Origin of the sequence: Cellulophaga omnivescoria (assembly GCF_027915275.1) — a bacterium.
GTDB classification, from domain to species: Bacteria; Bacteroidota; Bacteroidia; order Flavobacteriales; family Flavobacteriaceae; genus Cellulophaga; species Cellulophaga omnivescoria.
Window position 1 is genome coordinate 1,668,691 of the sequence record NZ_CP115819.1, and the last position, 22,054, is coordinate 1,690,744.

The following is a 22,054-nucleotide window of genomic DNA, read 5'->3' on the forward strand; positions in this document are numbered from 1 at the left end:
TAGGTTTAATTAATATATCTCTTGAGATTCTTTAAAAAACATATTGCTATATTCTTCTGCTTGCTATTTTTTGTAAGCCAGGTAAGCTATGTTTTTCATACTTATTTAGAACCTCACAATCACAATCATTACACCACATTAGAATCTAAGAGTGTAGATCATAATTCTTTACTGCTAGAGAATACTGAATTTACTACAGCTATATATGACTGTTTGCTTTGTCATCAGTTTAAGTTATCTAAAATTGTTGTAGCTTATGAAAATAAGCTTCAAATTAAAAAGGAAACATCAACGCATTATTTAAAAACAGCATATGTAGAGCCATATACATTTTTCTATTTTTTAAGTAACAGTCCGCTCAGGGCACCACCTTCTACAAGCTTAATAGCGTAATTTTTCACAAAAAATAATACAGTGTTGTAAACAAATAATACCAATTTACTTTGTTGGTATGTTGTTTTGTATAAGTATGTTATGTGTTGTTGTATACAAACACACTATAGCATATTAACGGCTATTATTTATTGTATGTTTTTATAAAAACAGTATTAAAATATATAAAATCACAACAAGATAAAAAATGATAAAAACAACTAATTTAACCAAGAAATATGGCGATTTTACCGCTTTAGATAATTTAAATGTTGAAATTAAAGAAGGAGAAATATTATGCTTACTTGGTGCTAACGGAGCAGGAAAATCTACCACTATTAATTTGCTGCTAAATTTTATAGCGCCTACATCTGGTAACGCCTATATTAATGGTTTAGACGTGGTAAAAAACCCCAAAAAAACGAAGCCATACTTAACGTATATTCCAGAAAATTTAATGCTTTATCCTACTTTAACAGCTATAGAAAATTTAGATTATTTTTTGGGTATAGGTGGTAAAAGTTTTTCAAAAGCAGAGCTAAAAACCTTTTTAGAGGAAGCAGGTTTACAACAAGAAGCTTTTAATAAGCGTGTACAGTTTTTCTCTAAAGGAATGAGGCAAAAAGTAGGCATTGCATTAGCAATTGCAAAAGGAGCCAAAGTATTGTTGTTAGATGAACCAACCTCTGGTTTAGATCCTAAATCTAGTAACGAGTTTGGAGAATTATTAAAGCGTATGAAAAACGCCAAAGTAGCCATACTTATGGCTACACATGATATTTTTAGAGCCAAGGAAATAGGTACGCATATTGGTATTATGAAACAAGGTGTTTTAAAGCATTATTTTAGGAATGATGAAATTACACTGCAAAATTTAGAAAAAGTGTATTTAGAGACTATGACCTTAAATAACACTGCTGTATGATACGCTACATTGTAAAAAAAGAAATAAAAGAAATTTTTAGAGACGGACGCTTTAAAATTTCTGCTCTAATAGTATTTGTATTGGCAGTTGTTGCCTTTTTTGTGACATTTAAACAGTATAAAAATACGGCAGCACAGTATAATGAAGCTAAGGCTAATGAACGTAAAGTTTGGGAGTCTCAAGGAGCCAAAAATCCGCATTCTGCTGCACACTACGGAAATTATGTTTTTAAGCCTAAATCTCCATTGTCTTTAATAGATCAAGGTGTAGATAAATATACAGGTATTTCTGTTTTTTTAGAAGCTCATAATAGAAATGAAGCTGCTTTTAGTGATGCTGCAGACCAAACAGCACTGTCTAGGTTTGGAGCTTTAACACCAGATTTTATTTTGCTATACATTATCCCTTTAATTATCATTTTAATTGGGTATAATATTTTTTCAAAAGAGATTGAAGGAAGTACCTTTTTTATACTAAAAAGTCAAGGTGTTGTTGGTTGGAAATTGTTTATTGGTAAATGGCTTGCTGCCTTATTACCTACATTGGTAATTGCAACGGTATTATTTGTTGTAGCAGCTGTAACACTAACAAGTTTAAATGACTTTGGTTTATTTGAGTGGAAAGAGATTTTGGCCTTGTATTGTGTATATGTGTTGTATTACTTAATATTTACAAACGTGGTATTGTTTATATCATCTAAAGTAAAAAAATCTGGTATTGCACTTGTAATTAATTTGGTGTTTTGGGTTTTAGCTTGTTTTGTGGCACCTAAAGTAGCTAGTAATTTGGCAGATGCTAAATATCCTTATCCATCTCATCAAGAGTTTAATGAGCAAATTGCTAACGAGAGCAAGCAAGGTTTAGACGGACATAAACCTTGGAATGAAGAATCTCAAAAACTGCGAGAGCAAACTTTAAAAGAATATAAAGTAGATAGTGTACATAAATTGCCTTTTAACTTTAATGCGTTTTTAATGCAGAAGAGCGAAGAGTACCAAGCTCAAGTATATGCTAAACATTATGGTCTTTTAAAGGAAAAAGCTAAAAAGCAAGGTGGAGTGTACAAGTCATTATCTGCAATTTCTCCATTTTTACCAACTCGTTTTTTATCTATGGCAATTGCCAATACAGATTATGAGTCTCACTGGGCTTTTACAGAAGCAGCAGAAGAATATAGAGTAGGTGTACAGCGATTTTTAAATGGCACTACAGAGAAAAATGCTAAATATAACGAACGTTACGTAGCACCAGCAGACACATGGAGTAAGTTAGAAGAGTTTAATTATGAGAGTCCAACTTTTTCTGAAGTTTACAAACAAAATTCAAGCGTGTTTTCTGTGCTTATAATTTGGTTTGTACTTACTGCTGCACTATTGTTTTTCACCAATAAAAAATATTAAAATGTTTAGATATAATTTTAAATATGAATTAAAGTCGTTGCTACGTAGCAGATGGCTTTTACTGTTATCATTACTACTTTTAATTGTAGTTTTATTTGCAGGTTACAATGGAAAAGAAAAAGTTAAAGAGCGCACACAGGAACTAAAAAATGTTGTGCTAGAGTCAAATACTAACGACGCTGCAATGGCATTGGTGTTAGACTCTATAGAAAGTGGTCTGCAGGTAAGTGTTAACCCAAGGAGAATGCCTAATGCTCCAATGAATGTAGCTTATAACTATCCTAGGGTTGCAGCAATTCCTGTAGCACCCTTAACATTTATTTCTACAGGGCAGAGCGATCTTTTTACGCATTTTATTAAACCTAGTGCGTATGGAGATAGTTTTAGTTTAGATTACTCTGAGCTTGCAAATCCAATACAATTACTTTTTGGTTCTTTTGATTTGTCTTTTGTAATTATTTATATATTGCCGTTAATAATTATTGCGTTTAGTTATAATATATTATCTGAAGAAAAAGAATATGGCTCTTTAAAATTATTGGCATCTCAGCCAATATCTATTTACCAATGGATAGTACAAAAAACAGCGCTTAGATTTTTTTGGTTAACCTTAATAACTCTTGCTGTTATTACAATTACGTTATTGTTTTTTGGGTTTGACTTTAAAACTAATTTCTCAGCATTTTTACAGCTAATAAGTTTAGTGTGTGCTTATATACTTTTTTGGTTTACTATTGTTTTATTAGTTAATCTAGTGGTTAATAATTCGGCTAAAAATGCAGTAAGTTTATTAGCAATTTGGGTTTTTGTAATTTTAATTATTCCGGCGGTAGTTGGGCAATTGGCGAACTCATTTTACCCAATACCATCTAGAACTAAAATGATTACTGAGGTTAGAGAGTTAAAAGAAGAATTATCTAGCAAACAAGATAAAATATTGGATAATTTTTTAAGAGATCATCCTGAGTATGCATCTAAAGACGGGAATAGTAATTATTCTTTTTGGCATAAATATATAGCATCTCAAGAGTTGGTAGAAGAGGAGTTAAAGCCTTTAATTAGCTCTTATGAAGATCAGCTAACAAAACAGCAAAATTGGGTAAGGTTGTGGCAATATAGTTCACCAGCCATACTTATGCAGCAAAGCTTTAATAATTTGGCGCATACCTCTACAACTCATTACCAGAGTTATAGAAATCAGGTTGCTTTGTTTTCTAAAGAATGGCGTAACTTTTTTAAGCCTATGTTGTATGGTAATAAGAATTTTACAACTAACGATTATAAAAAACTTCCTAGTTTTACATACGAGCCACCAATAAATAGTTCGGTTTTATTAAAAGTAGTTGTATTACTTATTTTTTCAGTGATATTTATTTTTATAGGTAAGCAAGTGTTTGTTAAAAAGATTAAAAAAGGAACTATAATTTTTTAATAACGTACGTGGTATTGCTTTAAATAGGTGTGTATTTTAGTGCACACCTATTTTTTTATTTAAAAAGGAGTAGAGCTACTCGCGTTTCACAATCATATAAAAATCATTATCTAAGGGTAAATAACCAAGATCATACACAAAAAAATAGGTAGTTCCTTTTTTGGTGGTATAGGTGTTGGTAATAAACTCAAAGTCAAAACCTTTGTCTATAAGCCTTGTACGCGTAGTTTTAGTTTTTCCTTCTGTAAGTGTAAAACTATCTAAAATACGGTAGTTTTTACGCAGCCTATTGTTTATGTTTCTAATTAGGTTTTTACTGTCTTTATTTATTTTGTTGTTGTAAGCATTACGGCAATAGTCTTCACAGAATTTTTTATCTGCTCTACCAACAAGTTTTTTTCCGCATTCTAAGCAATTAGTCTCCAAATTTATAAGTAACTTTTTAATGGTTTTATGTTTAACAAGTTACAAATAAAACTGTTATGTGAAATTTAGCTAACACTAATTTTATATTTTGTGAGTAAGCCAAACAAACTATCTTTAGAAAATTTAGCTCCTTTTATGGCATTATTTTCTGGGTCTATAACAAAGTTATAAGCCGTTGTAAAGTCTGTTTTATGTAAAACAGTAGTATTAAAAGCTGTATTTTTTAAATTACAATTGCTAAAAATGGCCTCATTTAATGTTGCTTTAGAAAAATCTGCCTGTTCTAAATTACAGTTATTAAAAAGTGTTTTTTTTATTATTAACTTGTAAAACGATGCCAGCTGTAAATTACAATCATTAAAAGTAAAAGACAATAAAAACGGATTACAGCTAGTAAACTGTACACCTAGCAACTTGCAATTGTTAAATGTAGCGTTGTTAAAAGAAGTGTTTTTAGTTTTTGCGTTGGTAAAGTTACACTCTATAAATGTGCATTCTATAAAATTATTATCAGACAAGTATGCTTCTGTAAAATTACACTCTACAAAAGTACAGTTATCATACTCTGCAAGAGCCAACCTGTTTGTTTTGTAGTCTTCTTTGGTAAACGTTTTGTCTAAAACAAGGGCATTCATATGTTCTGGTTGTAATTAAGTAAAGCTTCAATTCTACTTTTAAAAAACTCTTTGTCTTTAGCAGATATTCTATTTAAAGAGGAGTTTATTTTTCCTTTAAGCATATTGTATTTATCTAGAGTAAAATTTAACTTTATAATGGTTTTAAAAAGTACTTTTTTGGTTTCTACACTTTTAATATCAGAGAGTGGAATTTTTGTATTGGCAAGAATGGTTGTTGGTTTTCTTATCCAGATGGCGTAGTCAGAAACGTAAATATTGTTATTGTTAATTGTACATATTACTTTATTTTGTTTAAACTGATTGTAAATCATTAGCAGTAAATAAATTGAAATTACTACAGGAGAAAGCAATATAATAGACATAAATATTAAGAAAAATATAGATTTTATATCAGTTATAGTTTTGCCATCAAAAAAACTCATAAACATTGTTAAAGAGAGTGTTGATAATCCTATAAAAAAGAGCAGAAGAATAGTAAACACAAGTATTCGTATAACTTTTTCTTTTTTAGATTGATAAAAAACAGATGCGTTTTCTGATTTCATATATTGTTACTCACATTTTAAAACTTTTTTGCATTGCAATACACTAAAACCAAGAATTTTTAGGAATACTTTTGCTCTTGTTGCTTTAGTCTTTTTTATATTTTTTATGCGCTATTTTCTTTTTTTCTAAAATTGCATAAAATTTTCGGGGAGATATTTTCAGGTCTTTTGTAATTTCACTTACTTTTTTCTTTCGTTTTTTATAGAGTTTTAAATTATCGTTTACTTTTTTATTAAAGTAATGTTTTTCTAATTTTTCAACTATTTGTAATTCAGTTAAATTAGAATCTTTTGCGTAGTTATCAATTTCTAATTTAATTTTGTTAAGTTTTTCACTCATATTTATGTGTGTTAACGTATTTATATAGTTTAAGCACTAAAGTTAACAAATAAATAATATGCAGAAAATCCGCAAGTCCCTACGCTTCGGGATTCTAAAGGAGGGGAGCACTAGAAATAAATTACATACGGTATTAGCAAACGTTATTCGCTAAATGTTCCATCTCCATTCCATTTTAAAATTTTTGTAGGTGTATCAAAGAATGGTCCAGAATCACTTTCTGATTTTTGATTTTCATATTTGATTTCTATATTTTTCCCTTTTCTAGGTAATGAAAAAGTAAGTGAAGGATGGAGAGATTCGTATTCTAAAATTTGTTTACGAGTCATTTTAGAATAAAAATCAGTAATTATTAACCTTTTTGTTACCTCTAAATTTGGATAATACTCTTTGAATATAGGTTTGTCTGAAATTTTTAGGTCATTATCATAGATAAAAAATTTAAAATCACTTTGACCATAACTATATGTTCTTGTATTTCCACCATAAGTAGAGATAGCAATCAGTTTTTTATTTTCAAAATTCCAGTAACACATTTCAAATCTAATTTCTGTATTAATATTGGAATCGAAAGAAGTCTTTATTGATAAATAACCATTTTTTTTATCAATAAAGATATTTTGATTCATCTCACCATCCGATATTTTTTTATTTTTCACTAAAGATTTTCGTTCTTGTTTACCTAGAATTGTATATTCTTCAGGTAATATATAAAATAGGTCTACTATATTTTGGCTATACGAACAAAAGCTACATAATAGAAATAATGTAAGTATGTTTAATCTTCTTTTTTTCATTTTTTTAATATTTGCTAACCTATTCGTATATGGTTAGTAAAGAGGTTAAGCGCCTAATTTAGGACACAAATACAATGGAATATTTTAAAAAGGATTAGAGCTTTCCTTAGATACGTTTTGGTGAAGTTCTTTTAGTAAATTATAAACTAGTGTTTGATTCTTTTCTTTATACCTTCTTATCCAAAATGAATAAACAAAAAACACTCTGTTGCTTAATTTACTGCCTTGGTCTTTTTTAGAAGAGTAATTTTCATCAGACAAAATATCTTTAACTTCTTCGCTGGCAAAATTATTAATTGTATTCTCAATTTCTTCATATACATCCCAATAGTTATCTGCGTCTGGGTCTTGAGAATACATTTTGTTGGTTAAGTCGTTTTCATACCTTATAGATTCATTATTTTCTATTTCAGTATAAGCAGTTAATAAGGCTTTTACTATTGACGACGCACCTGAGTCTTTGTATAAATTGTTGTTTTTAAATAATGAATAAAGTACTTGTTTTTCTTTAGGCGTTATAAGTTTCTCTAAGTTCTCTGGACTCCTATCTATACTACTCCAGATATGATTTACAACAGAAAACTGATCTAGGGTGGGGTTTACTTTTCCAAGAATTTTTCTATTTACCAACGCTTGACTGCTCCATATACTTGTCATAATATTTATATGATCAAGGTCATGAGATTTAAAAGCAAATTTTATAAAGTTTTTGGTATTTATAATTGGAGTATAATCACCAGTAAAACTAATTAGAGTTTCTGCGTTAATTTGGTTTTCTAAAGTTAAAATTTCAGCGTTATTATTTTCAATTTTATGGTTCGATTTGTCTAAATCCTCAGATATAACATTAATAATAGAGTCTTTAGCTGTTAATTGTCTTTGTAAATTATTAATTTGAAGTTGTTGTTCTTCAGTTTTATTATTGCAAGAGTATAAAGCAAATAAAAGAACTATTAAACATAGTTTTGATTTGTGTTTTCTAAAATTCATATTTTTAGCTTTTAAATTGTTCTAACTTAAATTAACTTTTTAGGGTCTTGTGTATAAAATATAGTGTATAAATATGCATTACTTTTTACTTAACTTTCTTAATTCAATAACATCATTTTTTGCATACTTTATATGGCAAGACCTGTCTCCGCAATAAATATATGGATAAGATTGGTGTAAAAATCTTTCTTCTCTTTCTGTTACTTTTTTTGCATAAATAAGGTACTCTTTATCCAGCATTAATAATGGAGATATACTACTATAAATTCTTGCAAATATTTTAATTTGGTCTTTCTTTTTTCCTTTAAATAATTCCGTTACCTCAAAAACATACCAGTAATTTTGGATAGGACGTAAGTCAGTAGGTCCGTTTTCATCTAAGTCTGATGGTTGAAGTGTTTCTTTTCGTATAATTTCTATAACTTTTCCTGTAAATACGTATTCAGACCTTTTAAATTCATCCAAAATTTTTGGTATATAAGTAATTCCAGGATATTCTACACACAATCTTTTTAAGTGAATACTGTCAATTACTTTTCTTTTTCTTTGACCAAAGCCAAGAAATGAAATTAGTAATATAAAAAGTGTAATTTTTTTCATATGATGTATGGCAAGGGCTTTGGCTATTTAAAGTAGCTAATAGAAAATGATAACTATTTAATTTTACACTTAGTCTAAACGTCTTATTTTTAAAAACACAAATCTAAAAATAGACAGATCTTTATACTTAAGCCTTAATATATTAGCAATAACTTTAATTAATTACTGTGTTTTAATTAGGATTATCGTCTGTTAAATAACCATTAAAAACATAACCTTCAGTAGCATATGTACTGTTTGTATTTAATTTTATAGACACCCAGTTTCCAGTAATGTATTCATTTATATCCTCATTATAAATTGTTAATTTTTTATTTGTTCTTCGGATAACGTTAACAGCTTCTCCGTAACTTAATGTATGAATTACTTTTCCTTTTTTTCCAGGTTGATCTCTGCAATAAAGACCTTTTTTTGCTGATACGTATTTCCAATGGTTTGTTCTTGTAAAGTTGAACTTGATATCGTTGGTTGATATATAATCAAGTTTTAATGAATTTTTAAGATAAATAACTATTCCTCTACTGCTAATAGTATCTGATAGTTTTCCGTAAGCATCAGAAGAGTATTTTTCAATTATAATACCATCACCTCTATTAGAGTAAAAGGTTTTGCTTTGTGAAGGTATTATGTATTTGCTTGTAGAAGTTAAAGAATCTGTAGCTATTAGTTCTTTTCCATTATTTCTTAAGAATAAAATTTTTGATTTATAAAATGAATTGTCTGAGTTATTTTTAAACCCCCAGAACACTAGTGCATCTAAAAAATTATCATCACCAAAATCAAATGTAACTATATGTTTACTCATAATAGATACTCCTTTTGAAGATATTATGTCTAAATCTACAGTGTTTTTTGTTGCTGTTTTGGCAGCACTAATTATAGAAGCTTCATCGTTTGCTAATATTTTTTTTTCATTACTAGTTTGGTCCTTTTGTGGGCTAATGGCTTTTTTACAAGAAAAACAAACAAATAAGAACACTATGCTTAATATGTGAGTACTCTTAATCATAACTGTAATCTTTTCAAATTTTTAACAGTCTAAATATTAAGATTATTTAATACTAAAGTAACCACCAATGTATATTCGTGGTTTTTCAATTTATATTCGGTGTTAAAAAATTAACAGATAGGAGAGTGAGGGAGTAAGGCCTGAGATTAGTATTGTTTGTAGGCTTTGTAATTTTGCGAATGGTTTTGTGTATGGTTATTAGCATAGTTAAAGCACTAAAGTTAACAAATAAATCACTCATAGGAAGTGTGCGGGTCTCAATGCCTTCCGGATTCAGAAGTAGGCAGAAACAAGCAATAAACTATTTGTTAACCTTAGTTACTTATTCTATTAAAAATTTACTATTTATTTCAAAAATTGACTTTTATCTTACAAACGTTCTTATTAAGAAACACATTTAATATCTATTTATCCGTTAATGTTTTATTTATCTTTAATAGTTTAACAAGAGATTTTACATTTGGTTATTATGCGGATATAAGCACTCCTTTAAAACAATATTATGCTGCTCTAAGTTTTTTATACCGTGTTACTTTTTGGTTTTATTGGCACCTTATTTTAAGATAGTCTCATAAATTTTATTCCACAATTCTTGTCTCATTTTGGAGTTTTGTTGATTAATTAGAATAATTACCCCCCAGTTGTTCTTTCTATTGTAACAGATAATAGAAGATTGCCCCATAGTATCTCCTGTTTTTCGAAAAAAAGTGTTGTTTTCGTCACTATAAATATTAATTCCTAAACCTATTTTTCTGGGTCCTTTTTTTGCTTTGTAAAATATTTTTTCTGTCAATATACTTGCCTTGGCTATATCAGAGTTTTCATTTAATATTTCTTTTAAATACTTAACCATATCTGTGGCAGAAGATTTAAGTAAACCTGCAGCAGCACTTGAATTCCAAGACATTAGATTTTGCTTAACTCCATTACTATTATAACCCGTTGCTATATTTTTAATATCAAACTCATTTGTTAAAGTGTTTTTCATTTTTATTGGGTTTATTAACTTCTCACGTACAATTTCATCATAACTCTTTTTGTATGTGTTTTCTAATATTTCACCCAATAATATAAAGCCAATAGTATGGTAACGATATGTGCCATAATCAGGCAAGGCACTACAATTATTAAAAATATCAATAAAAGTTGCTCTGGTTACATCTTTTAGTGGATTTTGAGGGTTTTTACTGAATAACTCTTTCCAATCAATATCATCTAATCCTGATTGATGAGAAGCTAAATCTGATACCGTTATTTTGCGTCTCAGTTGTTTTTGCAAAACATAATCTTTTGGGAGATAATTTTCTATATAGTCGTTTAGTTTAATTTTTCCTTCATTTGCTGCTTGAGCTATTAAATTTCCTGTTATGGCTTTTGTTACAGACGCAATCTCAAACACCGTGTTTTTGTCAACATCTATAGAATTTTCTTTGCTTATTTTTCCATAACTTATATAATCTTCTTGGCCGTTATATATATAACCTACGCTAATACTTACTTCAGGGTGTTTTTGGTAATTATCTTTTATTATTGAATCGATTTTTTTGGTTAAGTTTTGCCCAAAAGAAAACGTACTAATTAATACTACTGCTAAAATGTTTAAATGTTTATTCATATCTCTTAATTTTAAATTATGAGACAAATTTGACAAAGCATTTAAACCTATGCGACCGATTAAAAAGATTCGAACGCATTTTTTACTTTATTTTGGTTCGAATCTTTTTTTTAAAACGACCGATTATCTACAATTAGCTTATTGTAAACATTTTACGATAAGATGTTGGTGTTGTTCCAGTTTCTTTTTTGAATGCAGTATTGAAGGATGATTTGGAATTAAAACCAGAATCGTATAAAATTTCTAGAACTGTACGCTTTTTTTGCGTGGCGTCACTCAATAAATTCTTAGCATAATTTATCCTGTAAGAATTTACAAAATCATAAAAATGTTGGTTTAGTTTATGATTTATTAAAATAGAAAGCTCTTTAACAGGAATTCCTATATCATCTGAAACATTTTGAATGGTTAAAGAAGGATTAAGAAATGGTCTGTGGTTTTTCATATGGTTTTTTAGTTTCTCAATATTCTCTTGTTCATACTGCGCAATTTCATTATTCAATCCCTCTGGCAGAATACTTTCTTTTATGGGCTTTAAAGTAGAATTTATTTGTTTAAAAAGCTCTGGATTATTTAAAGCCTTATATAAATACCAACAAATTAAAAGAAATAAGATGAGGTGTATTCCTATTTTAAAATGGCTTGAGATGGCAGAAAATTGAGAAAATTTAATAATGTTTTTTAATAATGCTATGGTGTATAAAAAAGATAATGTGGCTATAAATTGAAATAACCAATCGTATGTTTTAACACTAACTCCAGAGTAGTTTTCTAAGTAGATTTTTTTAATTTTTCTTAGCAACATAAAAATAGCAATAATGTAGCATACAAATTGCATATGAAAAATTATATGATTGAGTTGTATTTCAAACATATATTTATGCTGTTTTAAAAAACTTATTTTATCTGCAGTTTCAACTAGGTAAAATCTGGGCATATATAGTAAGTTTCCAATTGCAAAAGGAATACAGTGTACTAAATGTTTTGGTTTTAACTTAAAATCAGAATAGCAAACAGATTTTATATATAAGTATAAAGTAGGTATTTGTAAAAAAGAAAATGTACTTCTAAAAATAATAAGGTTATATGGCTTTGATGCTAGCTTGTCAAATATAATTCCGCTGGTATCTATAGCAGTCAGAATTAAAAATATTGAAAAAAGATAATTACTAACTTTAATCTTAGTTTTAACCGTGAATAAGTAGAACGCTAAAAATAATGAGATAAATATTGTTATAGAAGAAATTGTGTACATCAAAATAATATCAATTTTGCTTGCAGATATAAGTCTTGTATAGGGTTTTAGGCGTGCAAATTAGCAATTAATTTTTGGTTTAGCACAAACGTTAGCAAATCTGAGTAGATGAGGATGTAGTTGAAACCGCCGTAATTGCGGTTAAATATTGTTGCCCACAGTTATTTTTGTTTTTTTAAATCGGTTATAATTTCAGTCAGCATTTTTTCATTAAAATTTTCATTCCACACGCTCGCATATCCATTATCCATTCTTCTGAATGCCGAAGCAGTCGAGATAAATTTATCATTGTAAATAAACACTACTTTTTCATTAGTTTTTGACATTCTTTCAGTTGCATTTGCCCATTTTTCTTTTGCAATTCCGTCATAAACCAATTCAATTATGGTCATTTCTTTTCCGCCCCAATTCGGCCTAGCTATTCCGATTTTCGAATATTCAGAAGCTTTAATTATTGGGTTGGGTTCCACTGTTATAAAATCTACTCCAAAATTATTTCTAACAATTTTAGATTCCGATTTTGATTCCGTAACAAAGTACCAACCGTTTTCAAATTCCAATTGCGTTTTGGATGATTTTTTCACACCGCAAGAAATTGCTAATAATCCTACTAATAATATTGAAAGTACGTTTTTCATAATTGTGGGCAACGGTAGGTATAACCGTCCGTTATGGTTTAAAAGTTATTGTTTTTCGGCTTATCACAGACGTTAGCAAATCTGAGTAGATTCCTACGTAGTCGAATCCGCGTATTTGCGGTTATATATTGTTGGTAAATCGTTTTTATTTTTATTCGTTATCAAATTCATTCTGTTTTGGTGGCGGTGGCGGTGGAATATTTGTAATGTCAAATCCCTCAAAAAGAATGTTATATTTAAAATAGTCAGAACCGTTTTGTGAATTAATTTCTTTAAACTGTCTAACAATTTCTTTTAGAGCTCTTTTTGTTGTTTCAATTGGATATTTATCTTCAACGTAAAAATAAATTAAAGCTGGTTTTAGTTTGTTTTCGTTATACTGAAAGTTATACTTTTTAGATATTATCTTATTCAGTTCCGTTTTTAGGAATTCTATTGGTTCGGTTTTTTTGTTTTTTCCATATTTAATTACCAAAGAATCATTTCTAACAAACAATAAATTCCGCCTGAAGTAACATCCAATTTCTCCAGAAGTTGGGCAGTCAGCAAATCCAGTTAAATGATAAATAGTATCATTTGATTTAAATCTTAAACCTGACGATTTTCCCTCACAGGTCAATTTGCCCATTTTTTGTCTCAATTCCGCAAAATTTGAAACTGAATCTAAATCTATAATTCCAATCTTGTCATCAATTTCGAAACTTTTAAAATCTTCTGAAAATAATTCAGCCAAAGGTTTTTTTTCTTTCAAATTTGAGCAGGAACTTAAAATCAAAAGAAAGATAAATATGTAGATTGATTTTGTCATAATTGTGTACAACGGTCTCGTATAACCGTCAGTTACGGGTTAATATGCGTTAATATTCGGTTTAGCACTGGCGTTAGCAATTCCGAGTGGATTCGGACGTAGTCGAATCCGCCGTAATTGCGGTTAAACATTGTTGTAAGTAGTTATTTTCTTTTATTCAATTCAGATGTCATTATTTCATATAATTCCTCAAATTTAATTTTCAATCCATTTGTTGATATTTGAATAGGTGAACCAAACTTTTTAAAATTAGTCTCAACGTTTTTCCTTGTTAGGACATTTTTTTGTCTGTCGATAAAATCATTCGGGTTATTTACAATAACTCGTATAAAATTTTGATTTATGACTTTGCTTTTTTCAATACTTTCAATATTCTCCCATTTTATAAGTCCAGAGTTTATGGAAGTTGAGTTGTCATATATTCCCTCATCATTAATTTTTATTCCGTATTTATTTTCAAAGAGTTTTTTTGCAATTAATATTCCCATTCCTCCAAAGAAGATTATGGAAAGAAATCCAATTGATTTTCGAAAAATATTATTATTTAGTATCTCAAGATTAACAATTGGCGCATAATATGCAATCCATATTCCTAAAAACACGAAGATTAGAGATAGTCCAATTAATCCAATTATTTTAAATTTACTTATTTCTATTATTTTTTCTTCCATTTTCTTTTTTTGGTTTAATTACTTACAACGGTCTTGTATATGAAAAGTAGTGCTGAAAATAAGCGCTAATTTTTCGGATGAAACACAAGCCGAATTTTTAAATTTTTGTTTTTAATTTTCTCTTTTTATAAGCCAAATCCATAAGATTTAGCGACATTATAAATATACACGGACCTTTCGGTTTTGCCATAAAGCCCGCATTACGTTTAGGGTTTGTTGTACCACGTTATTTTTTGTTTCTGTATAAATCCTCTATTTCGTCCATTAGATAAAAGTTTTTCAATTTAGATTTAACTCCATCAAAGTCCTTTTTTAAGAATAAACCAATTAGTTCCTTAGGAATTTGTTCGTTTTCAGTTTCCGTCATATAAAGTTTAATCTTTCTATAAGGATTATTTGGGTCATCCCTTTCGAAATGAGTACCAAATCCAACAACAAATTGAAACGAATCTTCGGTATTAGGAGCCGTACTAATGGACAAATACCTTTGTTCATATCTGTTGAGAACTTCTAAGTCTGTCATATTAAAAGTTTCAGATTTAAACTCTTTCCAATAGTTGCTTTTCCAATCAATATTTTCAAAATCCGTATTATGTTTTTCTAAAGAAGTCTTGCCTAGAATTTGGTATAAGTCACTTTCCATACTAGAGGTATGAATCCGTGAAATAAACTCATCGACTATTTCTAAACTATCTATTTTAGCGTCTTTTTTTTCTTTACAAGAAGAAAACAATGTTACTAAAATAATTAGGATTGATATTTTTTTCATAATTGTGTACAACGTTGTTGTGGTGCGTATTTTTTAGTTAATTTCAATTTATTTTTTGAATGTTGGTGGTGGTATCAAAAACTCTTTATCAGTTAACCATATTTTAATATCCGTATTATTTGTTATTCCATAATATTGTTCGGTTAATTTATCTAAATTTTCAAGCAGTTTGTTAAATTCATTTTTCTTGTCATAAGAAATAAAAATCACTAGTTTTTTTGAATTTTCACTCAACATAGGATTTATTCCATTATTGTTAATATCCATTTTTAAAACACTTTCTAAACTATCTAAAGGAAAACTTCCTTTTTTATGTTTAAAAATTGTGTCATTATGAATTTCAATAACATTTTTTGATTTGACAATTCTATAGGAATCACCTTTCCAACAAGGATTATGAAAATAGATGGTTCTAATTTCATTATTTGTATTTAACGTTATTTTTGGAATACTGTCATTACAAACAATCTTTCCAGCTCGTTCAACTAAATCATTCCAATTATTGAACTTTTCAGTATTCAGTTCAACACCAAGACTATCATTTTTTGTTTTCCATTTTCCAAATTCGCTTTGAACTATGGCAGTTTCTTTTTTAATTGACTCTTGTTCTTTTTTTTCAACTTTCCCACATCCATTAATTAATAGAGTTAGGGTTATTACGAAGGACAATTTAAGTGTATTTTTCATTTTTTCATTTTTTTGGCATATGTACCAGAACGGTAGGTATAACCGTCAGTTACGGGTTAATATACGTAGACTTTTCGGTTTAGCACAGACGTTAGCAATTCCGAGTGGATTCGGACGTAGTCGAATCCGCCGTAATTGCGGTTATACATTGTTGTGTGCAGTATTTTTATCCTCCATATATCGCAGGATTTGTCAATATTCCAGCAATTATATTAGTTGCTACATCAGCTCCGAAACTTTTTATTTTTTCTACAATTTTTTTCTTTTTATTATCTGGCTTGTCCTCATTCTCAATAATATTTTGCAATTCTTTAAGTTGTTTTCCTGTAAGTTCATCTTGAATTGCATCAAGAATAATATTTAGACTGACTTTTTGTTTTACAGATTGGGTTTGATTAATCGCTATATTAATTCCTTTGCTGTCATCTTTTGATTCATTTAGTTTTGGTAATCCGAATGATTTTAGGTCATTAATAATTCCGTCGACAAGTTGATTACATTGTTTTTTACAACTTGAAATATTATTAGAACTAGGAGAATGGTACATACCATTTGGTCCGCCAACAGAAATTCCTCCAAAAGAACTATATTTTACATTATTTATTTGTGCCTCTTGTTTACTGTCATTGCCATAAATTCTGACAATGATATTTATAGCGTTTGCTTTCCAACTGTCTAATTCGTATTTGTCTTCTATTTTTTGTTCTTTTAAAGACTCTAAAGGTTCTAAATATTTATCAATTTCGTTCAATTTCGTTCTGGTTTTTATATTGCACACAACTAGTTAATAAACGCAATTTATTGCGTTTGTTCGGCCATATTGGTGGTATAAACGCACGTTTTTGCATTTTTGGCTACTATTTTTCTTACAATATAAAAACATTTTTTGTACTACAATTACAGAAATACGTAATTTCTATTTTTTTAATTAAATAATTACATAACACAAAAAAAGCCTCTAAAAAGAGGCTTGTATAAATTATAATTTAGTTTTCTATTCTCCAAGGTGGGTTTAGTCTGTTTTCACCAGCATAAAATAATATCAGTTGGTTTCCATCTACATCTTTTAGCCTGGCTTCTCTCCACATCCAACTTTGGTCTGTTGGTAGTAGGTCAAAATTAATTCCGTTTTGTTGTATAGCGTTCACTTGCTCGTCAAGGTTTTTGCATTCAAAATAAACATAAATACCTTCTCCTTTTGGCAATTCTTTTGTCTGGTGAACAGAAAAAGTTGAGTTGCCATCTGGACACACAAACCTTGCGTAATGCGGTAATGCTTTTACAATTAGTTTTAGCCCTAATTTTTCATAAAACGGTATAGACTTTGTTAAATCTAAAGAGGGTACAGTTACCTGGTTTAGGTTCATTGTTTTTTGGTTTAAATAAGGCTTGTTTTTAAATAAGGTTTAACACGTAAAAATACTATTCTTGCTCAAACCTTTTTGTAGTTTTAGAATACTTTAGTTTGTGTATGTCCCATTTGCTATGGCCCGCATTACGCTCTAGTTTTTGGGCAATTATCATACGCTCACCATCTGTTCTAAGGTTAATCATTCCGTATTTGGTTAAAAACGAGTTTATTTCTTTATTAATTTTTTTTATACTTTTTAAAAACTTCTTTTTTTGCGCTTCTTCGGTTTCGTCTTTATAGTTCTTTTTTATAATTTTTAAGTCTTCAAACATTTTAGAAATACCTTGTAGTTTAATATACGTTATTTCTTTTGTAGATCTAGCTAATTCGGTAGAGAAAATAAGTGGTTTTTCTCCATAACCACATTTGCCTAACGCACCAATAGTATCTGGCCTTGGATGAGCATAACTTTCATCATCACCAGAAGATATTACTGTGGCACTAGAATTTATTGCTTGTATAAAGCCATAATGAAAATGATTGCTGCCATGGTGGCAAGCCTTGGCTACATCTACTTGTAATTCATGTAACTGAGCATTATTTTTGTAATAATCTTGTAGTATTTGGCCAAACTCTGTGTTAACATCTCCTCCTAAAAGAATTTTAGACTTACCAAACTCGTACTTTAAAATAACAGAGTGTCCGTTTTTATCTTTTCCTAAATTGTTAATACTTTTTAGTGCATCTTTACCCTCAATTTTTTTAGTAATTGGCCCTAATATTTTTATGGAGTTTTTAGTATTATCTACAGTGCTTTCTTTATTATAATTGGGCAAATAATTAGCGCTAATGTCTAACGCTTTAAAACTAACATTAGGGTTATGTTTTAATACTTTGTACAGTGTTTTACAATAGGTAGACCCTGCACCTTTTCTGTTTTTAGCGTCTGTAATTAAGTGCAGCATTTGCGCCGTAGTTGTTATTACATTTGTATAATAGCCATCTTTTTTAGAGCCTAATCTGTTAGCACCAGGGCGTTCTACTAAACCATTATGGTAAATGGTGTCTATTTTTATTTTATCATTGTCAAAAACATACCCAAAACCTTGGTAGTGGTCAGCATCAGAATGACTAATAATTGTTGTGAACGGAAAAGATAAGGGAGATTTACGGTCATACAAATTAAAACGCCATGATAGATACCGGTTCATATTATCGGTTTTTCCGGCATCTATAAGTATGTGTTTATCGTTTGGAGTAACAATATGGCAACCGTCTCCTTGGCCAATATCTACAAAGTTAACCTCTAATAACCTTTCTTTTCTAAGTTCATCTACTTTTACCCAACCATTGGTATTTCTGCTTCTGGAAAATACCCTATTATTTACAATTTTGGTATCTAAAATTTTTATATAATCACCAAATAAAAGATGATTGCCCCAAGACCTACCATCAGAAGATTTGTAAATTTTTACAGAAGGGTATTCTGCAAACGCATATTTTCTTTTATAGGATCCTATGTTGTACGCGTCTTCTGATAGATGTGTCATTAGAACATTATTTAGGGTTACATATGCCTACTCTTCAACAAACAAATAATTTAACTTTAAGCTGTTAAAGGCAGTATTAAAAGCGGTTATTTCATCATCTAACACCTTATTAAAAGCAGTTAGTTGTGTATTAATTTTTGCTGTTAGTTCATTTTTAACAGCAATATCTTGGTCTGTTGGCGCAAAGTCATCCAAGCCAATTAAACTATTTATATGCGCTAATTTATTTGTGAGTTTTATAGGAAAGTTAAGCGGATCTTGATTACTTCTGTTTTTAGTTTGGTACAGCTCTTTTTCTATATTCTCTAGCTTTTCTCGCATTGTTTTGGCTTTTTCTACCAGTTCTTTTGTTGCTTCAGTATCTTTATATTGTTTTTCAAAAGCAGATAGTTGTGCTGTAATTTTTCGCATTTTTTTAATAGACGTATGTGCTTTATTTACCGTAGCATTTACTTCAGTTATAAAATTGTACTGCTTTTGCATATCTGCAATGCTAGCTTCTGCTCTTGGGTCTGGCACAATGGTAAAGTCTTTGGTTTGTGTAGCGCCATTAACCACCAATTGTACCTTGTACTCTCCAGGTACTGCTTTTGGACCACTAAAACTAGCCCACCAAAATATCATACCTTTAAGTTTCACGGCTCCCTTTCCGCGCGTGTCCCACACAAAAGTGTTGCCTCCTGTTTTAACTTTTAATTTCTTGTTTTTTTCTTTGGCCTTATTGCTAAACGTAGCTAAAGTATCTCCTTTTTTATTAAAATAGATTAGTTTAACGTTATCGTTTTCTTCTAGTTTGTTAATATAAAAATGCGTAATTACACCGTTTGGGTGGTTGCTTCCTGCTAATTTAGATGGTCTGCTACTGCTACCACCTTTTGTTCTATAAGTGTCTTTTGGTTTGTATAATATAGATGTTGCATTTTTTGTATTTTCATCTAACTGATGCAATACAGACAAATCATCTAAAATCCATAAACTTCTACCTTGCGTAGCAACAATTAAATTGTTGTTTTTAATTGTTAAATCTGTTATAGGTACAATTGGTAGGTTTAACTGAAAAGGTTTCCAGCTAGCACCATCGTTAAAAGAAATATACATACCTGTTTCTGTACCAGCGTATAACAACCCTTTTTGTTTAGGATCTTCGCGCACTACACGTGTAAAGTGCTCATTGTTTATACCGTTTGTTATTTTTGTCCAGGTTTGTCCGTAATCTGTAGTCTTGTATAAGTAAGGTGCAAAGTCGCCCAACTTGTATTTTGTAGCAGCTACATAGCACGTACCTTCATTAAAAGCAGAAGGCTCTATACTGTTTACCATAGACCATTCTGGCATATTTTTAGGTGTAACATTCTCCCAAGTTTCACCTCCGTTTTTAGATACGTGTATTAAGCCATCATCACTACCAACCCAAAGCAAACCTTCTTTAAGCGGACTCTCATTAGCGGCAAAAATGGTACAGTAGTATTCTACACTGGTATTGTCTTGTGTAATTGGTCCGCCACTAGAAACTAGTTTGCTAGGATCATTACGAGTTAAATCATCACTTAATAATTTCCAAGACTGACCTTCATTTTCTGTAACGTGTACGTGGTTAGAAAATGTGTATAGTTTTTTAGGGTTGTGTTTGCTAAATAATATAGGAAAGTTCCATTGGAAACGATATTTCATCCCATCTGCACCATAACCCATTGGGTTGTCTGGCCATACGTTTATAGCTCTTGTTGTACCTGTTTTATGGTTTTTTCTAGTTAAAAATCCGCCATAACTACCACCATAAACAATATCGTTATTGGTTGGGTCTACCGCAATATGTGCAGACTCGCCGCCTGCGGTTTCTTCCCAATCATTATCACTAATAGAACGCCCGTCACTTCTGTGGTTTATACGTATGGTAGAATTGTCTTGCTGTGCTGCGTAAATTCTGTACGGAAAAGCATTGTCTGTTGTAACTCTGTAAAACTGTGCCGTAGGTTGGTTGTTGTACGTGCTCCAAGTAGCGCCACCATCATAGGTAATTTGCGCGCCACCATCATCACCAATTATCATTCTTTTTGGGTTTTCTGGAGCTATCCATAAATCATGGTGGTCTCCGTGTGGTGCATTAAAAGTGCTAAATGTTTTACCGCCATTTGTAGATTTGTGGTATTGTACATTTAGTACATAAACAGTGTTTACATCTTCTGTGTCTGCATACAAGCGTGTATAGTACCAAGCACGTTGGCGTAATTTACGTTCAGCATTTACTTGCGTCCATTTTTTACCACCATCATCACTACGGTACAAGCCACCTTTTTCTTTGTTTTCTACAATTGCCCATACACGTTCCGAGTTTTTAGGAGAAACAGTAACTCCAATAATACCCAAGGTGTCTTTTGGGAAACCATCATTTTTAGAGATTTCTGCCCAAGTTTCTCCACTATCTGTACTTTTCCATAAAGCAGAACCATCTCCGCCACTGCTTAAACTATAAGGTGTTCTTTTTGCACGCCAGGTAGATGCATATAAAACACGTGGGTTATTTGGGTCTAACGTTAAATCTACAGCGCCTGCACTGCTATTAACAAATAGGGTTTTGCGCCACGTTTTACCGCCATCTGTACTTTTGTAAACACCACGTTCTTCTGTAGGTTTATATATGTTGCCTAAAACTGCTGCATAAATAATGTTAGGGTTTTTAGGGTGAATTTTTATACGCGGTATGTGTCTGCTTTTGCTTAAGCCAGCAGAAGTCCAAGTTTTACCACCATCTTCAGTTTTCCATATGCCATAACCTGAAGAAACATTGCCACGTAAAGTTTTTTCGCCACCACCTACGTATATAATATTAGGATCACTTTGTGCAACTTCTATAGCGCCAATACTACCGCCAAAAAAGCCATCAGAAATATTGCCCCAGCTTCTGCCACCATCTTCGGTTTTCCAAACACCACCACCTGTGGCACCAAAATAAAACAAGTTTGGTTTATTAGGTACACCAGTTACTGCCGCAGATCTACCACCTCTAAATGGGCCAATTAAGCGGTATTGCATACTGCTATATAAAGCTTCTGGATATTGTTCTGTTGTAGATTTTTGTTTTCTTTTTTGGGCAAAAGAAATCTGAGAAATGCATAAAAGCAGCAACAAAAATGTGCTGTTTTTTAAGTGATTGAGTTTCATAATGTTCTTGGTTGTAATTAGTCTCTCTAAAAATAGGGAAAAACTATAAACCAAGGAAATTAAAAAGTAGAGAG

At 30.4% G+C, this 22,054-nt stretch carries 23 protein-coding genes; 4 read left to right on the forward strand and 19 right to left on the reverse strand.

The window, feature by feature from the left end; genetic code table 11:
• Positions 1 to 21 precede the first annotated feature (21 nt).
• The 4 genes from PBN93_RS07415 to PBN93_RS07430 all read left to right on the forward strand — a co-directional run bounded on the left by PBN93_RS07415 (position 22) and on the right by PBN93_RS07430 (position 4,129).
• The gene (locus tag PBN93_RS07415; protein ID WP_271081809.1) at positions 22 to 393 is read left to right on the forward strand and encodes a hypothetical protein; all 372 of its coding nucleotides are present in this window, start codon (positions 22 to 24) and stop codon (positions 391 to 393) included.
• A 187-nt stretch (positions 394 to 580) separates the two neighbouring features.
• Positions 581 to 1,297, forward strand: a complete 717-nt coding sequence (locus PBN93_RS07420; RefSeq protein ID WP_077400905.1) for an ABC transporter ATP-binding protein — start codon at positions 581 to 583, stop codon at positions 1,295 to 1,297.
• Positions 1,294 to 2,697: a DUF3526 domain-containing protein gene (locus tag PBN93_RS07425; protein WP_271081810.1), complete on the forward strand. Its 1,404-nt coding sequence runs from the start codon at positions 1,294 to 1,296 to the stop codon at positions 2,695 to 2,697. Before PBN93_RS07420 ends, PBN93_RS07425 begins: the two co-directional genes overlap by 4 nt.
• A gap of 1 nt (position 2,698) precedes the next feature.
• A complete protein-coding gene (locus tag PBN93_RS07430; RefSeq protein ID WP_271081811.1) occupies positions 2,699 to 4,129 on the forward strand; it encodes a DUF3526 domain-containing protein in 1,431 nt (476 codons plus the stop codon).
• 75 nt (positions 4,130 to 4,204) lie between these two features.
• Here the strand turns inward: PBN93_RS07430 and PBN93_RS07435 are convergent, their stop codons facing one another.
• The 19 genes from PBN93_RS07435 to PBN93_RS07525 form a co-directional block, all read right to left on the reverse strand.
• Positions 4,205 to 4,555 carry a hypothetical protein gene (locus PBN93_RS07435; protein ID WP_077400917.1) on the reverse strand — a complete coding sequence of 117 codons (351 nt, stop codon included), beginning with the start codon at positions 4,553 to 4,555 and terminating at the stop codon, positions 4,205 to 4,207.
• 65 nt (positions 4,556 to 4,620) lie between these two features.
• Positions 4,621 to 5,190, reverse strand: a complete 570-nt coding sequence (locus PBN93_RS07440; protein ID WP_077400920.1) for a pentapeptide repeat-containing protein — start codon at positions 5,188 to 5,190, stop codon at positions 4,621 to 4,623.
• Complete coding sequence (locus tag PBN93_RS07445) at positions 5,187 to 5,738, reverse strand: hypothetical protein (RefSeq protein ID WP_271081812.1); 552 nt, start codon at positions 5,736 to 5,738, stop codon at positions 5,187 to 5,189. The genes PBN93_RS07440 and PBN93_RS07445 overlap by 4 nt, the downstream gene beginning before the upstream one ends.
• An 85-nt stretch (positions 5,739 to 5,823) precedes the next feature.
• Positions 5,824 to 6,078, reverse strand: a complete 255-nt coding sequence (locus PBN93_RS07450; protein WP_271081813.1) for a hypothetical protein — start codon at positions 6,076 to 6,078, stop codon at positions 5,824 to 5,826.
• Positions 6,079 to 6,221: 143 nt separating this feature from the next.
• Positions 6,222 to 6,875, reverse strand: coding sequence for a hypothetical protein (locus tag PBN93_RS07455; RefSeq protein WP_271081814.1), 654 nt, complete (start codon positions 6,873 to 6,875; stop codon positions 6,222 to 6,224).
• An 84-nt stretch (positions 6,876 to 6,959) separates the two neighbouring features.
• A complete protein-coding gene (locus PBN93_RS07460; RefSeq protein ID WP_271081815.1) occupies positions 6,960 to 7,865 on the reverse strand; it encodes a hypothetical protein in 906 nt (301 codons plus the stop codon).
• A gap of 78 nt (positions 7,866 to 7,943) precedes the next feature.
• Complete coding sequence (locus PBN93_RS07465; RefSeq protein ID WP_271081816.1) at positions 7,944 to 8,465, reverse strand: hypothetical protein; 522 nt, start codon at positions 8,463 to 8,465, stop codon at positions 7,944 to 7,946.
• A 172-nt stretch (positions 8,466 to 8,637) separates the two neighbouring features.
• Positions 8,638 to 9,474, reverse strand: coding sequence for an SH3 domain-containing protein (locus tag PBN93_RS07470; RefSeq protein WP_271081817.1), 837 nt, complete (start codon positions 9,472 to 9,474; stop codon positions 8,638 to 8,640).
• A gap of 553 nt (positions 9,475 to 10,027) precedes the next feature.
• Positions 10,028 to 11,089, reverse strand: a complete 1,062-nt coding sequence (locus PBN93_RS07475; protein ID WP_271081818.1) for a serine hydrolase domain-containing protein — start codon at positions 11,087 to 11,089, stop codon at positions 10,028 to 10,030.
• 133 nt (positions 11,090 to 11,222) lie between these two features.
• The gene (locus PBN93_RS07480) at positions 11,223 to 12,026 is read right to left on the reverse strand and encodes a helix-turn-helix domain-containing protein (protein ID WP_271081819.1); all 804 of its coding nucleotides are present in this window, start codon (positions 12,024 to 12,026) and stop codon (positions 11,223 to 11,225) included.
• Positions 12,027 to 12,505: 479 nt separating this feature from the next.
• A complete protein-coding gene (locus PBN93_RS07485; RefSeq protein ID WP_271081820.1) occupies positions 12,506 to 12,982 on the reverse strand; it encodes a hypothetical protein in 477 nt (158 codons plus the stop codon).
• Between the two features lie 151 nt (positions 12,983 to 13,133).
• Positions 13,134 to 13,733 (reverse strand): hypothetical protein, encoded by a 600-nt coding sequence (locus PBN93_RS07490; protein ID WP_271081821.1) that lies wholly within the window; start codon positions 13,731 to 13,733, stop codon positions 13,134 to 13,136.
• A 200-nt stretch (positions 13,734 to 13,933) separates the two neighbouring features.
• Positions 13,934 to 14,461: an STM3941 family protein gene (locus PBN93_RS07495; RefSeq protein WP_077400956.1), complete on the reverse strand. Its 528-nt coding sequence runs from the start codon at positions 14,459 to 14,461 to the stop codon at positions 13,934 to 13,936.
• Positions 14,462 to 14,687: 226 nt separating this feature from the next.
• Complete coding sequence (locus tag PBN93_RS07500; RefSeq protein ID WP_271081822.1) at positions 14,688 to 15,230, reverse strand: hypothetical protein; 543 nt, start codon at positions 15,228 to 15,230, stop codon at positions 14,688 to 14,690.
• Between the two features lie 48 nt (positions 15,231 to 15,278).
• Positions 15,279 to 15,917 (reverse strand): hypothetical protein, encoded by a 639-nt coding sequence (locus PBN93_RS07505; RefSeq protein ID WP_271081823.1) that lies wholly within the window; start codon positions 15,915 to 15,917, stop codon positions 15,279 to 15,281.
• Between the two features lie 166 nt (positions 15,918 to 16,083).
• Positions 16,084 to 16,668, reverse strand: coding sequence for a hypothetical protein (locus PBN93_RS07510; protein WP_271081824.1), 585 nt, complete (start codon positions 16,666 to 16,668; stop codon positions 16,084 to 16,086).
• Between the two features lie 235 nt (positions 16,669 to 16,903).
• A complete protein-coding gene (locus tag PBN93_RS07515; RefSeq protein WP_013621108.1) occupies positions 16,904 to 17,284 on the reverse strand; it encodes a VOC family protein in 381 nt (126 codons plus the stop codon).
• Between the two features lie 55 nt (positions 17,285 to 17,339).
• Positions 17,340 to 18,818, reverse strand: coding sequence for a ComEC/Rec2 family competence protein (locus PBN93_RS07520; protein ID WP_271081825.1), 1,479 nt, complete (start codon positions 18,816 to 18,818; stop codon positions 17,340 to 17,342).
• Positions 18,819 to 18,845: 27 nt separating this feature from the next.
• Entirely contained in the window at positions 18,846 to 21,980 is a 3,135-nt protein-coding gene (locus PBN93_RS07525; RefSeq protein ID WP_271081826.1) for a VPS10 domain-containing protein, read from the reverse strand.
• Between the last annotated feature and the right edge of the window lie 74 nt (positions 21,981 to 22,054).

Bases quoted from the DNA above. Each gene is read 5' to 3' on its own strand.
- PBN93_RS07520 (WP_271081825.1), bottom strand. From the start codon at position 18,818: ATGACACATCTATCAGAAGACGCGTACAACATAGGATCCTATAAAAGA.
- PBN93_RS07475 (WP_271081818.1), bottom strand. From the start codon at position 11,089: ATGAATAAACATTTAAACATTTTAGCAGTAGTATTAATTAGTACGTTT.
- PBN93_RS07425 (WP_271081810.1), top strand. From the start codon at position 1,294: ATGATACGCTACATTGTAAAAAAAGAAATAAAAGAAATTTTTAGAGAC.
- PBN93_RS07445 (WP_271081812.1), bottom strand. From the start codon at position 5,738: ATGAAATCAGAAAACGCATCTGTTTTTTATCAATCTAAAAAAGAAAAA.
- PBN93_RS07420 (WP_077400905.1), top strand. From the start codon at position 581: ATGATAAAAACAACTAATTTAACCAAGAAATATGGCGATTTTACCGCT.
- PBN93_RS07485 (WP_271081820.1), bottom strand. From the start codon at position 12,982: ATGAAAAACGTACTTTCAATATTATTAGTAGGATTATTAGCAATTTCT.
- PBN93_RS07465 (WP_271081816.1), bottom strand. From the start codon at position 8,465: ATGAAAAAAATTACACTTTTTATATTACTAATTTCATTTCTTGGCTTT.
- PBN93_RS07525 (WP_271081826.1), bottom strand. From the start codon at position 21,980: ATGAAACTCAATCACTTAAAAAACAGCACATTTTTGTTGCTGCTTTTA.
- PBN93_RS07470 (WP_271081817.1), bottom strand. From the start codon at position 9,474: ATGATTAAGAGTACTCACATATTAAGCATAGTGTTCTTATTTGTTTGT.
- PBN93_RS07515 (WP_013621108.1), bottom strand. From the start codon at position 17,284: ATGAACCTAAACCAGGTAACTGTACCCTCTTTAGATTTAACAAAGTCT.
- PBN93_RS07480 (WP_271081819.1), bottom strand. From the start codon at position 12,026: ATGCCCAGATTTTACCTAGTTGAAACTGCAGATAAAATAAGTTTTTTA.
- PBN93_RS07500 (WP_271081822.1), bottom strand. From the start codon at position 15,230: ATGAAAAAAATATCAATCCTAATTATTTTAGTAACATTGTTTTCTTCT.
- PBN93_RS07460 (WP_271081815.1), bottom strand. From the start codon at position 7,865: ATGAATTTTAGAAAACACAAATCAAAACTATGTTTAATAGTTCTTTTA.
- PBN93_RS07440 (WP_077400920.1), bottom strand. From the start codon at position 5,190: ATGAATGCCCTTGTTTTAGACAAAACGTTTACCAAAGAAGACTACAAA.
- PBN93_RS07430 (WP_271081811.1), top strand. From the start codon at position 2,699: ATGTTTAGATATAATTTTAAATATGAATTAAAGTCGTTGCTACGTAGC.
- PBN93_RS07505 (WP_271081823.1), bottom strand. From the start codon at position 15,917: ATGAAAAATACACTTAAATTGTCCTTCGTAATAACCCTAACTCTATTA.
- PBN93_RS07495 (WP_077400956.1), bottom strand. From the start codon at position 14,461: ATGGAAGAAAAAATAATAGAAATAAGTAAATTTAAAATAATTGGATTA.
- PBN93_RS07450 (WP_271081813.1), bottom strand. From the start codon at position 6,078: ATGAGTGAAAAACTTAACAAAATTAAATTAGAAATTGATAACTACGCA.
- PBN93_RS07455 (WP_271081814.1), bottom strand. From the start codon at position 6,875: ATGAAAAAAAGAAGATTAAACATACTTACATTATTTCTATTATGTAGC.